Source organism: Pseudomonas sp. R2-60-08W, from assembly GCF_003852335.1.
In the GTDB taxonomy this organism is placed as follows: domain Bacteria; phylum Pseudomonadota; class Gammaproteobacteria; order Pseudomonadales; family Pseudomonadaceae; genus Aquipseudomonas.
In genome coordinates, this window is record NZ_CP027731.1 from 5,310,320 (window position 1) to 5,323,981 (window position 13,662).

General features: G+C 61.6%; 11 protein-coding genes. 8 read left to right on the top strand and 3 right to left on the bottom strand.

Annotated elements, in window-relative coordinates; all coding sequences use genetic code 11:
* Positions 1-41 precede the first annotated feature (41 nt).
* Positions 42-1,097 (bottom strand): biotin synthase BioB, encoded by a 1,056-nt coding sequence (gene bioB / locus C4J90_RS24315; protein ID WP_124364680.1) that lies wholly within the window; start codon positions 1,095-1,097, stop codon positions 42-44.
* A 92-nt stretch (positions 1,098-1,189) separates the two neighbouring features.
* Here bioB and C4J90_RS24320 point away from each other — a divergent pair, with 92 nt between their 5' ends.
* The 5 genes from C4J90_RS24320 to rarD all read left to right on the top strand — a co-directional run bounded on the left by C4J90_RS24320 (position 1,190) and on the right by rarD (position 6,932).
* A complete protein-coding gene (locus tag C4J90_RS24320) occupies positions 1,190-1,927 on the top strand; it encodes a ComF family protein (protein ID WP_124420986.1) in 738 nt (245 codons plus the stop codon).
* Positions 1,928-1,984: 57 nt separating this feature from the next.
* Positions 1,985-2,749, top strand: a complete 765-nt coding sequence (locus tag C4J90_RS24325; protein ID WP_124420987.1) for a TOBE domain-containing protein — start codon at positions 1,985-1,987, stop codon at positions 2,747-2,749.
* A 79-nt stretch (positions 2,750-2,828) separates the two neighbouring features.
* Positions 2,829-4,727, top strand: a complete 1,899-nt coding sequence (locus tag C4J90_RS24330; RefSeq protein WP_124420988.1) for a PhoX family phosphatase — start codon at positions 2,829-2,831, stop codon at positions 4,725-4,727.
* Between the two features lie 167 nt (positions 4,728-4,894).
* Entirely contained in the window at positions 4,895-5,869 is a 975-nt protein-coding gene (locus C4J90_RS24335; protein ID WP_124364684.1) for a serine/threonine protein kinase, read from the top strand.
* 178 nt (positions 5,870-6,047) lie between these two features.
* Positions 6,048-6,932: an EamA family transporter RarD gene (rarD, locus tag C4J90_RS24340; RefSeq protein WP_124415752.1), complete on the top strand. Its 885-nt coding sequence runs from the start codon at positions 6,048-6,050 to the stop codon at positions 6,930-6,932.
* A gap of 222 nt (positions 6,933-7,154) precedes the next feature.
* On the opposite strand, the gene C4J90_RS24345 is transcribed toward rarD, so the two are convergent.
* Positions 7,155-7,667 (bottom strand): glycine cleavage system protein R, encoded by a 513-nt coding sequence (locus tag C4J90_RS24345; protein ID WP_124420989.1) that lies wholly within the window; start codon positions 7,665-7,667, stop codon positions 7,155-7,157.
* A 267-nt stretch (positions 7,668-7,934) separates the two neighbouring features.
* Between C4J90_RS24345 and C4J90_RS24350 the strand changes: the two genes are divergently transcribed.
* Positions 7,935-10,112, top strand: a complete 2,178-nt coding sequence (locus C4J90_RS24350; RefSeq protein ID WP_124420990.1) for a malate synthase G — start codon at positions 7,935-7,937, stop codon at positions 10,110-10,112.
* A gap of 176 nt (positions 10,113-10,288) precedes the next feature.
* Here C4J90_RS24350 and C4J90_RS24355 read toward each other — a convergent pair whose 3' ends face one another.
* Positions 10,289-10,735 (bottom strand): response regulator, encoded by a 447-nt coding sequence (locus C4J90_RS24355; RefSeq protein ID WP_124405473.1) that lies wholly within the window; start codon positions 10,733-10,735, stop codon positions 10,289-10,291.
* Between the two features lie 246 nt (positions 10,736-10,981).
* Between C4J90_RS24355 and C4J90_RS24360 the strand changes: the two genes are divergently transcribed.
* Complete coding sequence (locus tag C4J90_RS24360) at positions 10,982-12,904, top strand: putative nucleotidyltransferase substrate binding domain-containing protein (protein ID WP_124415754.1); 1,923 nt, start codon at positions 10,982-10,984, stop codon at positions 12,902-12,904.
* Positions 12,901-13,608, top strand: coding sequence for a PolC-type DNA polymerase III (locus C4J90_RS24365; RefSeq protein WP_124372079.1), 708 nt, complete (start codon positions 12,901-12,903; stop codon positions 13,606-13,608). Before C4J90_RS24360 ends, C4J90_RS24365 begins: the two co-directional genes overlap by 4 nt.
* Positions 13,609-13,662: the final 54 nt, after the last annotated feature.

Genomic DNA, 13,662 nt, shown 5'->3' on the forward strand with positions numbered 1-13,662 from the left:
GGAGGGGGCTTGCCCCCTCCCACATTGGGATTTGGTTTCAGTCAAACAGCGGCGTTGTAGAACTGTTCGCTGCTTTTCTGCTCCACCAACGCCTGTTCAATGGCCGCCTGATGCACTTCATCAGCGTGCTCCTCGCGGGCTTCCGGCAAGATGCCCAGGCGCGAGAACAATTGCATGTCCTTGTCCGCCTGCGGGTTGGCGGTGGTCAGCAGCTTGTCGCCGTAGAAGATGGAGTTGGCGCCAGCAAAGAACGCCAGCGCCTGCATCTGCTCGTTCATCGCCTCACGCCCAGCCGACAGGCGCACATGGGATTGCGGCATCAGGATGCGCGCCACCGCCAGCATGCGGATGAAGTCGAACGGGTCGATGTCGTCGGCATTTTCCAGCGGCGTACCGGCCACCTTGACCAGCATGTTGATCGGCACCGACTCCGGATGCTCCGGCAGGTTGGCCAGTTGGATCAGCAGGTTGGCACGGTCATCCAGGGACTCGCCCATGCCAAGGATGCCGCCCGAGCAGATTTTCATCCCCGACTCACGCACGTAGGCCAGGGTTTGCAGACGCTCGCCGTAGGTGCGCGTGGTGATGATCGACCCGTAGAATTCCGGCGAGGTATCCAGGTTGTGGTTGTAGTAATCAAGGCCAGCCTGGGCCAGCGCGGCGGTCTGGTCCTGATCGAGACGGCCGAGGGTCATGCAGGTTTCCAGGCCCATGGCCTTCACGCCTTTGACCATCTCCAGCACGTAGGGCATGTCTTTGGCCGAAGGATGCTTCCATGCGGCGCCCATGCAGAAACGCGTCGAACCGATGGCCTTGGCGCGCGCGGCCTCTTCGAGGACCTTTTGCACTTCCATCAGTTTTTCTTTTTCCAGGCCGGTGTTGTAGTGACCCGACTGTGGACAATATTTGCAATCTTCCGGGCACGCGCCAGTTTTGATCGACAGCAGGGTGGATACCTGCACGCGGTTGGCGTCGAAATGCGCGCGGTGCACGGTCTGCGCCTGGAACAACAGGTCATTGAACGGCTGCACGAACAGTGCTTTGACTTCGGCCAAAGACCAATCGTGACGCAGGGTGGCAGAGGTGCTGGCGCTCATGGGCGATTCCTTGATTATGCTTAGGCTAACGCTGCGGGCAGGGCAATACCCACAGGTACGACACGGATGCTCGGCATATTTAAGGAAGATTCATGCGCTGTCAACCAATCCACAAACACCAGGTTTACATCTGGTTAAAAAGCGTACAAACCTGTTTAATCTGCGATGAACGGGCTGATAGCGTCGATTGTGTGTGCAATGCCTGCGAAACCGAGCTGCCATGGTTGATGGAGCAGTGCGACGTGTGCGCCCTGCCCTTGCCGATGGACGGGTTGATTTGCGGCCAATGCCAGAAACACCCACCCGCGTATAAACAGGTGATCGCGCCCTGGACCTACAGTTTTCCGGTGGACAGCCTGATCAGCCGGTTCAAGCATCAGGCACGCTGGCCCTTGGGGCACTTGCTGGGACGCCTGCTCGGGCGATTCCTGCACCACCGGTTCGAGAATACCGAACTCAGCCGCCCCGATTGCCTGCTGCCGGTGCCGATGCCACCCAAACGTCTGCGCCAGCGGGGTTATAACCAGGCCGCAATGCTGGCGCGCTGGCTCAGCAGCGACCTGAACATCCCCTACGATGAACACCTGCTGTTACGTCCCCATGAAACCGTTGCGCAACAAGACCTCGACGCCAAGACGCGCAAGCGCAACCTGCGCGATGCCTTCGCCCTGGCACCCGGCGCCTGGGTGCAGGGACGTCACCTGGCGCTGGTCGACGATGTACTGACCACCGGCGCCACCGCCCATAGCCTGGCGCGGTTATTGATGCAGGCCGGTGCGCGCCAGGTCGATGTGTATTGCCTGGCCCGCACGCCAAAACCCGGCGCGTGACTTGACTCCCGTGCCGCTGGGCGGCAACGTCCGCTCATTCCAGCCAAGCGTGTCCACATGCCCCTGACCTCCCCGCTCAGCCAGCACATCATCCGCCGCCCCCAGCGCATTGCCCTGCTGGGGCATATCGCCGAGCAGGGTTCCATCACCCGCGCCGCCAAAAGTGCCGGGTTGAGCTACAAAGCCGCCTGGGACGCCATCGATGAACTGAACAACCTGGCGCAAAAGCCCCTGGTGGAGCGCAGCGTCGGCGGTAAAGGCGGTGGCGGCGCCAGGCTGACCGCCGAAGGTGAGCGCGTGCTGCGCCTCTATCAGCGCCTGCAAGTGCTGCAAGCTGAAGTGCTCGCCACGGACGAAGCGGCCCGCGACTTCAACCTGCTGGGGCGCCTGATGCTGCGCACCAGTGCGCGCAATCAATTGCACGGCCAGGTCAGCGCCATTGAGCGCCAGGGCCGTAATGACCGAGTCCGCCTGCGATTGGCTGGCGGCCTGCAGCTGGACGCACAGATCACCCACGACAGCACGCAACGGCTGGAGCTTGAGGCTGGCGTGGAAGTGGTTGCCCTGATCAAGGCCGGATGGTTGGAATTGTTGGCCATCGGGCAAGCCGCAACACCTGGACACAATTGCCTGAGCGGTATGATCGAGACGATTCTGGACGCCGAAGACGGCCCCAGCGAAGTGCGCATCGGCCTGCCCAACGGTCAGGTGCTGTGTGCCCTGGCGCAGCCCGCCGCACTTACCGCGGTCGATGCCGCGCAAGGCCAGCCGATCCAAGTGCAATTCGCCCCCGGCAATGTATTGCTCGGCACCCCGGTGTAGCCGGCACGCGCCATCAAACTGCAACAATTTCGTCACGCGCGCTCCTTAAGGTGTCTGCAAAAACCGTAGGGAGCCTGACATGAACTTATTAGAAGAAAACCAAGCCACCGACCTTGAACAGATGGTCGGCCTCACCCGTCGCCGCTTCATCGGCGCCGGCGCCCTGTGCGGCGCTGCGATGTTCCTGGGCGGCAACCTGCTCAGCCGCAGCGCACTGGCCGTGAACGCCGCTTCTGCCAGCCCGTTGCTGGGGTTTGCCAGCATCGGCGCGGCTACCAGCGACGGCATCACCCTGCCGCCCGGCTACAGCGCCTCGGTGCTGATCAGTTGGGGCCAGCCCTTGAGCAAGCGTGCGCCAGCCTTCGACCCCAGCGGCAACGGCACCGCCGAGGCCCAGGAACAGCAGTTCGGCGACAACAACGACGGCATGAGCCTGTTTCCCTTCCCCGGTGACGACCGCCGCGCACTGATGGCGATCAACAACGAATACACCAACTACCGCTACCTCTATGCCCATGGCGGCGCGCCGCAATCGGCCGAAGACGTGCGCAAGGCGTTGGCCAGCGAAGGCGTTTCGGTGATCGAAATACAGCGCAAGGGCGATACCTGGCAGTTCGTCCAGGATTCACGCTACAACCGGCGCATCCACGGCAACACGCCGATCCGCCTGAGCGGGCCCGCCGCCGGCCACGACTGGTTGAAAACCCGCGCCGACAAGACCGGCAAGAAAGCCCTCGGCACCTTCCAGAACTGCGCCAACGGCAAGACGCCGTGGGGCACTTACCTGACCTGCGAAGAGAACTTCACCGACTGCTTCGGCAGCAGCGACCCACAGCAAAGCTTCGACGCCGGGCAAAAACGCTATGGCGTGGTCGCCGCCAGCAAAGACATCCACTGGCACACCCACGACCCGCGCTTCGACCTGGCCAAGAACCCCAACGAACTCAACCGCCATGGCTGGGTAGTAGAAATCGACCCGTTCGACCCGCACTCCACACCCGTCAAGCGCACCGCCCTGGGCCGCTTCAAGCATGAAAACGCCGCGCTGGCAGAAACCCGCGATGGCCGCGCCGTGGTGTACATGGGCGATGACGAGCGCGGCGAGTTCATCTACAAGTTTGTCAGCCGCGATCGGATCGACCACAACAACCCGAAAGCCAACAAGGATCTGCTCGATCACGGCACTTTGTACGTGGCGATCTTCGACGCGGGCGATGGCGATGCCGATCACCCCAAGGGCAAAGGCCAATGGGTCGAACTCACCCACGGCAAAAACGGCATCGATGCCAGCAGCGGCTTTGCCAACCAGGCCGAAGTGCTGATCCATGCCCGCTTGGCCGCCAGCGTGGTGAAAGCCACGCGCATGGACCGCGCGGAATGGATCGTGGTCAGCCCCACCGACGGCCAGGTCTATTGCACACTCACCAACAACGCCAAGCGCGGCGAAGACGGCCAGCCGGTGGGCGGGCCCAACCCGCGTGAAAAGAATGTGTATGGCCAGATCCTGCGTTGGAAAGCCGACGCCGATAACCACGGTGCCACGCACTTTACCTGGGACCTGTTCGTGGTCGCCGGCAACCCCGGCGTGCACGCGGGCTCGCCGAAGGGCGGCTCGTCCAATATCAATCCGCAAAATATGTTCAACAGCCCGGACGGCCTGGGTTTCGACAAGGCCGGCCGCCTGTGGATCCTCACCGACGGCGATTACAGCAACGCGGGCGACTTCGCCGGCATGGGCAATAACCAGATGCTCTGCGCAGACCCAACTACTGGAGAAATCCGCCGGTTCATGGTCGGGCCGGTGGCGTGTGAAGTGACCGGGATCAGCTTTTCGCCGGATCAGAAAACCCTGTTCGTGGGCATTCAGCATCCGGGTGAAACCGGGGGCTCGACCTGGCCGGAGCACCTGCCGAATGGCAAGCCGCGCTCGTCGGTGGTGGCGATTCGGCGTGATGATGGTGGAGTTGTCGGCGCCTGACAAAACGCTATCGGGGCAAGCCCCCTCCCACATTTTGAACTGCGGATACATTCAAGTGTGGGAGGGGGCTTGCCCCCGATGGCGATAGCACAGCCCCCACCTATCTCAAGCCCGGTGCGTTACCATACCCGGCCGGACGCGGCGCCCTGCTGCGCGCAGGAGTTCGCATGGCCCACCCGTTTGAAACACTCACTCCCGACCTGGTGCTCGACGCCGTCGAAAGCATCGGCTTTCTCAGCGACGCCCGTGTATTGGCGCTCAACAGCTACGAAAACCGCGTGTATCAGGTGGGCATCGAAGACTCCGAACCGCTGATCGCCAAGTTCTACCGGCCCCAGCGCTGGACCAACGAAGCGATCCTGGAAGAGCACCGTTTCACCTTCGAACTGGCTGACTGCGAAGTACCGGTGGTCGCCCCACTGATCCACAACGGCGAAAGCCTGTTCGAGCACCAGGGTTTCCGCTTCACTCTGTTTCCACGCCGTGGCGGCCGGGCGCCGGAGCCGGGTAACCTCGATCAGCTCTATCGCCTCGGGCAATTGCTCGGGCGTTTGCATGCCGTGGGTTCCACCCGCCCGTTCGAACACCGCGAAGCGCTCGGCGTGAAGAACTTCGGTCACGACTCCCTGACCACGTTGCTCGAAGGCAACTTCATTCCCAAGAGCCTGTTGCCGGCCTACGAGTCCGTGGCCCGCGACCTGCTCAAGCGTGTGGAAGAGGTCTACAAGGCCACCCCGCACAAGAACATTCGCATGCACGGCGACTGCCACCCCGGCAACATGATGTGCCGCGACGAGATGTTCCACATCGTCGACCTGGATGACTGCCGCATGGGCCCGGCGGTGCAGGACCTGTGGATGATGCTCGCGGGTGACCGCCAGGAATGCCTGGGCCAACTGTCGGAATTGATGGACGGCTACCAGGAATTTCACGACTTCGACCCACGGGAACTGGCCCTGATCGAACCCTTGCGCGCCCTGCGCCTGATGCACTACAGCGCCTGGCTGGCGCGACGCTGGGAAGACCCGGCATTTCCCCACAGCTTCCCGTGGTTTGGCAGCGAGCGCTATTGGGGCGACCAGGTGCTGGCGTTGCGTGAGCAGTTGTCGGCGCTCAATGAAGAGCCGCTGAAACTGTTCTGACCGCTGATCGCTGATCGTTCCCACGCTCCGCGTGGGAATGCATCGGGTGACGCTCTGCGTTACACATTCAAGAGCAGACGCAGAGCGTCCAAATCGGCATTCCCACGCGGAGCGTGGGAACGATCGAAAAACCCAATTACAATCGCCCTTTGTTAGCTGCCTAAGCAAGGATTCTGCAATGCACGCCGCCAACCCTCGCAAGGGGTACATCCTGGGCCTGAGTGCCTATGTCATCTGGGGTCTGTTCCCGCTCTATTTCAAAGCCATAGCCAGTGTGCCCGCCGCCGAGATCATCGTGCATCGCGTGCTGTGGTCGGCGCTGTTCGGCGGTTTGCTGTTGATGGTGTGGAAACACCCAGGCTGGTTTCGCGAGCTGCGCGACAACCCCAAACGCCTGGCGATCCTCGCCCTCAGTGGCTCGCTGATCGCCGCCAACTGGCTGACCTACGTGTGGTCGGTGAACACGGGGCGCATGCTTGAAGCGAGCCTGGGTTACTACATCAACCCGCTGGTGAATGTGCTGCTCGGCATGCTCCTGCTCGGCGAACGCCTGCGCCGTCTGCAATGGGTGGCCGTGGGTTTGGCGGCGGTCGGTGTGGCGCAACAGGTGTGGCAGGTCGGCAGCTTGCCGTGGGTGTCATTGGTGTTGGCGCTGACGTTTGGCTTCTATGGCCTGATCCGCAAGCAGGCGCCGGTCAAAGCGCTGCCGGGGCTGGTGGTGGAAACCTGGATGCTGGTACCGATTGCCATCGCGTGGTTGCTGTTCAACCCGACGGCGCACAGTGCACAACTGGCTTTCTGGAGCACCTCCGAGGCCTGGTGGCTGGTGGCGGCCGGGCCAGTCACGCTGGTCCCGCTGGTGTGTTTCAACGCCGCCGCACGGCATTTGCCCTACACCGCACTGGGCTTTCTACAGTACGTCGCGCCCACGCTGGTGCTGTTGGAAGCCGTGCTGCTGTTCGGCGAACATCTGGCGCCCAGTACGTTGATCGCCTTCGCCTTCATCTGGGCCGGCCTGGTTATCTACAGCCTGGACGCCTGGCTGACCGTGCGCAAACGCTGATCAAATAACGTACAAACCCTTGCAAGCCACGGCCTTCGTGGCTTGCAGCGATTCACCCCAAGGTTATCCACAACCTGATCCCCGCCATTTGTGCACAAGCCCTTGAAACTGTTCGTTTTTTGCTCAGGCGGCAAAGAGGCCCGGTCGGCGTGGCTTGGCGACGGGTCTCTACAGGTTATCCACAGGCCCATGCAAGATTTCCATGCATAACCTTGTGCATGATTATTCGTCGGCGCGCAGTTCCACCATCAGATCATCCGCCAGGGTTTCCAGGGAGGCCTGCAACGTATCCAGGGATAACGTCGACGGCACCTGCAGCAAGGCCTCGGCGTTGAACAGCGGATCGCCGCTCATCGGCGCCGGGCGCACATCGGTGCTCAAGCGTTCCAGGTTAACGCCCTGCTGGCTCAACAGCGCAGTGATCTCACGCACGATGCCCGAGCGGTCATTGCCCACCAGGGTCATCACAATCGGTTTTGAAGTCGACGCCTGCCCGGAACTGCCTTCACCCACCAGCACGCGAATGCCGTGTGTGGATAAATCCTCCAGCGCCCCCACCAATGCCTGACGGCTTTCCGTAGGAACGCTGACACGCAGGATCCCGGCAAACTGCCCGGCCATATGGGCCATGCGGCTTTCCAGCCAGTTGCCACCGTGGGCGGCAATATTTTGCGCGATGCGCTCAACCAGGCCGGGTTTGTCGGCGGCGATAATTGTGAGTACAAGATGGTCCATGGCGAAGCCCTCTGGAATTCAATCTACAAGGTGGACCCGCGAGCCCTTGAAAACAAATCGTGTACCATTTTTATATTTATCTGGAACAATCCAATAGTTTTTTGAGAACATCCGGTTCTCCGCTGTGACCGTACGACCAAAGTGGGTCGCTAAACGACGTATTTAGTCTAATTTTCACAACCGCAAGTCATCATGTAGTATGCCCAACCGTGCACTACATAATGAAAATCTGAAAAAGCGCATAAGCTCCGCAGAGTGAGGCAAGCAATGACTGAACACGTTCAAGTCGGTGGCCTGCAGGTCGCCAAAGTCCTGTTCGACTTCGTGAACAACGAAGCCATTCCCGGTACCGGCATCACTGCCGACCAGTTCTGGGCCGGCGCCGACAAGGTCATCCACGACCTGGCCCCGAAGAACAAAGCCCTACTCGCCAAACGCGACGACTTCCAGGCGCGGATCGATACCTGGCACCAGACCCATGCCGGCCAGGCCCACGACCCGGTGGCCTACAAAGCCTTCCTGCAAGACATCGGATACCTGCTGCCAGAAGCCGCAGACTTCCAGGCCTCGACCCAAAACGTCGACGATGAAATCGCGCGCATGGCCGGCCCTCAGCTGGTGGTGCCGGTGATGAACGCCCGCTTCGCCCTCAACGCCTCGAATGCGCGCTGGGGTTCGCTGTATGACGCGCTGTATGGCACCGACGCCATCAGCGAAGCCAACGGCGCGGAAAAGGGCAAGGGCTATAACAAAGTGCGCGGTGACAAGGTCATTGCCTTCGCCCGTGCGTTCCTCGACGAAGCCGCGCCGCTCAGTGCGGGCAGCCACTTTGATTCCACCGGCTACAAGATCGTCGACGGCAAGCTGATCGTCAGCCTCAAGGGCGGCAGCAACAGCGGCCTGCGTGACGACGCGCAGTTGATCGGTTTCCAGGGCCCTGCGGCCGAGCCGATTGCGATTCTGCTCAAGCACAACGGCCTGCACTTCGAGATCCAGATCGACGCCAGCACCCCGGTCGGCCAGACCGACGCGGCCGGCGTCAAAGACGTGCTGATGGAAGCCGCGCTGACCACCATCATGGACTGCGAAGATTCCGTCGCCGCTGTGGACGCCGACGACAAAGTCGTGATCTACCGCAACTGGCTCGGCCTGATGAAGGGCGACCTGGCCGAAGAAGTGGCCAAGGGCGGCAAGACCTTCACCCGCACCATGAACCCCGACCGCGTCTACACCGGCGTGGATGGCAACGACGTGACCCTGCATGGCCGTTCGCTGCTGTTCGTGCGCAACGTTGGCCACTTGATGACCATCGACGCGATCCTCGATAAAGACGGCAACGAAGTGCCGGAAGGCATCCTCGACGGCCTGCTTACCAGCCTGGCGGCGATCCACAGCCTCAACGGCAACAGTACGCGCAAGAACAGCCGCACCGGTTCGGTGTACATCGTCAAACCGAAGATGCACGGCCCCGAAGAAGCGGCGTTCACCAATGAGTTGTTCGGCCGTATCGAAGACGTGCTGAACCTGCCGCGCAATACCCTCAAAGTCGGGATCATGGACGAGGAGCGGCGTACCACCGTCAACCTCAAGGCCTGCATCAAGGCGGCCAGCGAGCGTGTGGTATTTATCAACACCGGCTTCCTCGACCGCACCGGCGATGAAATCCACACCTCCATGGAAGCTGGCGCGATGGTGCGCAAGGCCGCCATGAAAGCGGAAAAATGGATCGGCGCCTACGAGAACTGGAACGTCGATATCGGCTTGAGCACGGGCCTGCAAGGGCGTGCGCAAATCGGTAAAGGCATGTGGGCGATGCCCGACCTGATGGCCGCGATGCTCGAACAGAAAATCGCGCACCCACTGGCCGGCGCCAACACCGCCTGGGTGCCCTCGCCCACCGCGGCTGCGCTGCATGCGCTGCACTATCACAAGGTTGACGTGTTCGCGCGCCAGGCCGAACTGGCCAAGCGCGAGCGCGCATCCGTGGACGATATCCTGACTATTCCTCTGGCCAGCAACACCGATTGGTCTGACGAAGAAATCCGCAACGAACTGGACAACAATGCCCAGGGCATCCTGGGTTATGTCGTCCGTTGGATCGACCAGGGCGTCGGCTGTTCGAAAGTGCCGGACATCAACGATGTCGGCCTGATGGAAGACCGCGCCACCCTGCGTATCTCCAGCCAGCACATCGCCAACTGGTTGCGCCACGGCATCGTCAACGAAGCCCAGGTGATGGAAAGCCTCAAGCGCATGGCGCCGGTGGTAGACCGTCAGAATGCCGGGGATACGTTGTACCGCCCGCTGGCGCCGGATTTCGACAGCAACATCGCGTTCCAGGCAGCGGTGGAGTTGGTGATTGAAGGGACCAAGCAACCGAACGGGTATACCGAGCCGGTGCTGCACCGCAGGCGTCGGGAGTTCAAGGCTAAAAACGGCCTGTAAATGAAAAAGCCCTGATCGGAAGATCGGGGCTTTTTATTTGCGGTTGCGGTGGCTGGACTGGCGCTATCGGGGGCAAGCCCCCTCCCACATTTGACTGTGTTCACAAATCAAAGTGTGGGAGGGGCGGTGCGACGATTCGACTTGCCCCCGATGAGGCCCGCACAATCAATAAGGAATCAGGAAACCATCCCCAACTCCTGCTTCACCAACTTCGCCAACTTCGCGCTATCAATCGGCTTGAGCAAAAAATCCACCACGCTCAAGTGCATGGCATCGATTACATCCGGCGCTTCGGCGTCCCCCGACATGATGATGATCGGCAACGCCGCGCGGGTCGACTCGCGCACTTTTCGGATCAGTTCCAAACCGTTGCTCGGTGCCATGCGCAGGTCGGTGATCAGCAAACCGATGGAGCTGGTGGAATTCAACAATTCCCATGCTTCCTCACCACCGTCAGCCGTCATGCAGCGAATGCCGTTCAGCCCGAGGATTTCCGCCAGCAATTCACGCGCATCCTTGTCGTCGTCCACGATCAATACACGTTGGGGCGGTAAATCGGGCTCCAGCATCACGGCGCTAAGCGCCTCGCGCTCGGCATCACTCAAAATATCGTGGTCGGACATACAGTTCTCAGCAATTCTCATCAATCTCGCAGCACACTCGTCAGACATCTGCGGGAGGGCGAACAATGTGCACTTCGTCGGAAAGTTTGCCTAGTGGGTGTTCTACGGGTTTTGGACGATAGTCATGTAAGGTTTTTCCTTAGTTTTGCGTGGGTTTCACCAACCTAGACTTACGTCCAATGGGCACCCGCCGTGCGGCAGTCGACCATGCAGCACGATAACGACAAAAAAACTGCGGTCACTGTTATGAGTAAAGCTGATGCTTTCACGCAGGCGGGTAAAACCGCCGTGTTGCAGAACATCCATGGCACTTTGCAATTCCTGCAACGATTTCCTCCATTCAATCAGATGGAGCAGGCACACCTGGCGTTTCTGGTGGAACAGTGCCAACTGCGCTTCTATGGCCCCGGCGACAGCATCCTCAAACCGTCGGGCGGGCCGGTCGAGCATTTTTATATCGTCAAGCAGGGCCGCGTGGTCGGCGAGCGCCCGGACTCGGCAGATACCACGTTCGAAATCACCACCGGCGAGTGCTTCCCCCTCGCCGCTTTGCTCGGCGAACGCGCCACCCGCACCGAGCACAAAGCCTGCGAAGACACCTTCTGCCTGCAACTGAACAAGATGGCGTTCATCAAGCTGTTCGCCCTGTCCAGCCCGTTTCGGGATTTCGCCTTGCGCGGTGTCAGCAGCCTGCTTGATCAGGTCAACCAGCAGGTGCAGCAAAAAGCCGTGGAAACCCTCGGCACCCAATATTCCCTGAACACGCGCCTGGGGGAACTGGCCATGCGCCATCCCGTCACCTGCAGCCCGGACACCGCGCTGCGCGAAGCGGTGAGGCTGATGCACGAGCAGCAGGTCGGCAGCATTGTGATTGTCGATGAGCACAAGGCGCCGCTGGGCATCTTTACCTTGCGTGACCTGCGCCAGGTAGTGGCCGACGGCACCGGTGATTTCAGTCAAGGTATCGCCGGCCATATGACCCAGGCGCCGTTTTTCTTGTCCCCGGACCACAGCGCGTTCGACGCGGCGATCGCCATGACCGAGCGGCATATCGCCCATGTATGCCTGGTGCAGGACCGGCGCCTGTGTGGCGTGGTATCGGAGCGCGATCTGTTTTCCCTGCAGCGCGTCGACCTGGTGCACCTGGCGCGGACCATCCGCAACGCGTCCCGGGTGGAACAGCTGGTGGCGATCCGCGGCGAAATCGGCCAACTGGTCGAGCGCATGCTGGCCCACGGCGCTTCGTCGACCCAGATCACTCACATCATTACCTTGCTGAACGATCACACCGTGTGCCGGGTCATCGAGCTGACCCTGGCGGAAAGAGGCGACCCCGGCGTGCCCTTCAGTTGGTTGTGCTTTGGCAGCGAAGGCCGCCGCGAACAGACGCTGTACACCGACCAGGACAACGGCATCTTGTTCGAGGCCAAAGACGCCGTGGAGGCCGCCGACATTCGCGAGCGCCTGCTGCCCCTGGCGCAACAGATCAACCAGAGCCTGGCGCTGTGCGGCTTCAGCCTGTGCAAGGGCAATATCATGGCCGGCAACCCGGAGCTGTGCCTATCACGGGCCGAGTGGGCGCGGCGGTTTGGCGCCTTCATCCGCGAAGCGACGCCGGAAAATCTGCTGGGGTCGAGCATCTATTTCGATTTGCGGGTGGTGTGGGGCGACGAGCAGGGCTGCGAGCAACTACGCCAGGGCATTCTGGATCAGGTGGCGGACAACCGACTGTTCCAGCGCATGCTGGCCGAGAATGCCTTACGCCAACGCCCACCCGTGGGGCGCTTTCGCGAGTTCGTGCTGACGCGCAAAAGCGGTGAAAAGGCCACCCTTGATCTCAAGGTGCAGGGCCTCACGCCGTTTGTGGACGGTGCGCGCCTGCTGGCCCTGGCCCACGGCGTGCATGCCAACAACACCCTGGAGCGGCTGCGCCAGTTGGTCGCCAAAGGCGTGATCGAGCCACTGGACGGCGCCGCGTATGAAGAGGCCTATCACTTCATCCAACAAACCCGCATGCAGCAGCACCAGGTGCAGACGCGGGAAAACCAGCCGTATTCCAATCGCGTCGATCCGGACAGCCTAAATCACCTGGACCGGCGCATCCTGCGCGAATCCCTGCGTCAGGCCCAGCGCCTGCAAAGCAGCCTGACCTTGCGCTATCAACTGTGAGCCTGTTCAGTTGGCTGCGCGCGAAAAAACCCAGGCTCGACGCGGCGCAGCAGCAGCGCCTGGCCGAGTTGCGCGGCCCCTCGGCGCTGGGCCATGGCACATTGCGCAGCCAGCGCTGGGTGGTGGTCGACCTGGAAACCAGCGGCCTGAACCTCAACCGTGACCAGGTGCTGTCCATCGGCGCCGTGGTGATCGAGGACGGTGCGGTGGATTTCTCGCAGATGTTCGAACGCACCCTGCAACGCACCGCCACCAAACTCAGCCCCAGCGTGTTGATCCACGGCCTCGGCCCCAGCGCCATCGCGGCCGGCAGCGACCCGGTGGACGCGCTGCTGGACTTCATGGCGTTCGTTGGCGACAGCCCGCTGCTGGCCTTCCATGCGCCGTTCGATCAACACATGCTGGGCCGGGCGCTGATGGACAGCCTGAGTTATCGCCTGACCCACCCGTTTCTCGATGTGGCCGATATCGCCCCGCTGTTATGCCCTGAAGCGAACATCCGTGAGGCGGGGCTGGATGACTGGATCAGCCATTTCAAATTGCAGGTGGGCGAGCGCCATCACGCCAGCGCTGACGCACTGGCGACGGCGGAGCTGATGCTGATTCTGTTCAGCCGTGCGCGCCAGCAACACATCGACACGCCCCAGGCGCTGCAAGAGCGTTTGTCCCAGTGGAAGCGGCGTAAACAAGCTCCGTCGTTCTAGGGGACGCGGAGCGTCCAGGGCGGCATTCCCACGCCGTCGTTCTAGGGGACGCGG

Coding starts and splice junctions, on each gene's coding strand:
- C4J90_RS24355 (WP_124405473.1), bottom strand. CDS start 10,735: ATGTCCGACCACGATATTTTGAGTGATGCCGAGCGCGAGGCGCTTAGC.
- C4J90_RS24320 (WP_124420986.1), top strand. CDS start 1,190: ATGCGCTGTCAACCAATCCACAAACACCAGGTTTACATCTGGTTAAAA.
- C4J90_RS24330 (WP_124420988.1), top strand. CDS start 2,829: ATGAACTTATTAGAAGAAAACCAAGCCACCGACCTTGAACAGATGGTC.
- C4J90_RS24335 (WP_124364684.1), top strand. CDS start 4,895: ATGGCCCACCCGTTTGAAACACTCACTCCCGACCTGGTGCTCGACGCC.
- rarD (WP_124415752.1), top strand. CDS start 6,048: ATGCACGCCGCCAACCCTCGCAAGGGGTACATCCTGGGCCTGAGTGCC.
- C4J90_RS24360 (WP_124415754.1), top strand. CDS start 10,982: ATGAGTAAAGCTGATGCTTTCACGCAGGCGGGTAAAACCGCCGTGTTG.
- C4J90_RS24345 (WP_124420989.1), bottom strand. CDS start 7,667: ATGGACCATCTTGTACTCACAATTATCGCCGCCGACAAACCCGGCCTG.
- bioB (WP_124364680.1), bottom strand. CDS start 1,097: ATGAGCGCCAGCACCTCTGCCACCCTGCGTCACGATTGGTCTTTGGCC.
- C4J90_RS24350 (WP_124420990.1), top strand. CDS start 7,935: ATGACTGAACACGTTCAAGTCGGTGGCCTGCAGGTCGCCAAAGTCCTG.
- C4J90_RS24325 (WP_124420987.1), top strand. CDS start 1,985: ATGCCCCTGACCTCCCCGCTCAGCCAGCACATCATCCGCCGCCCCCAG.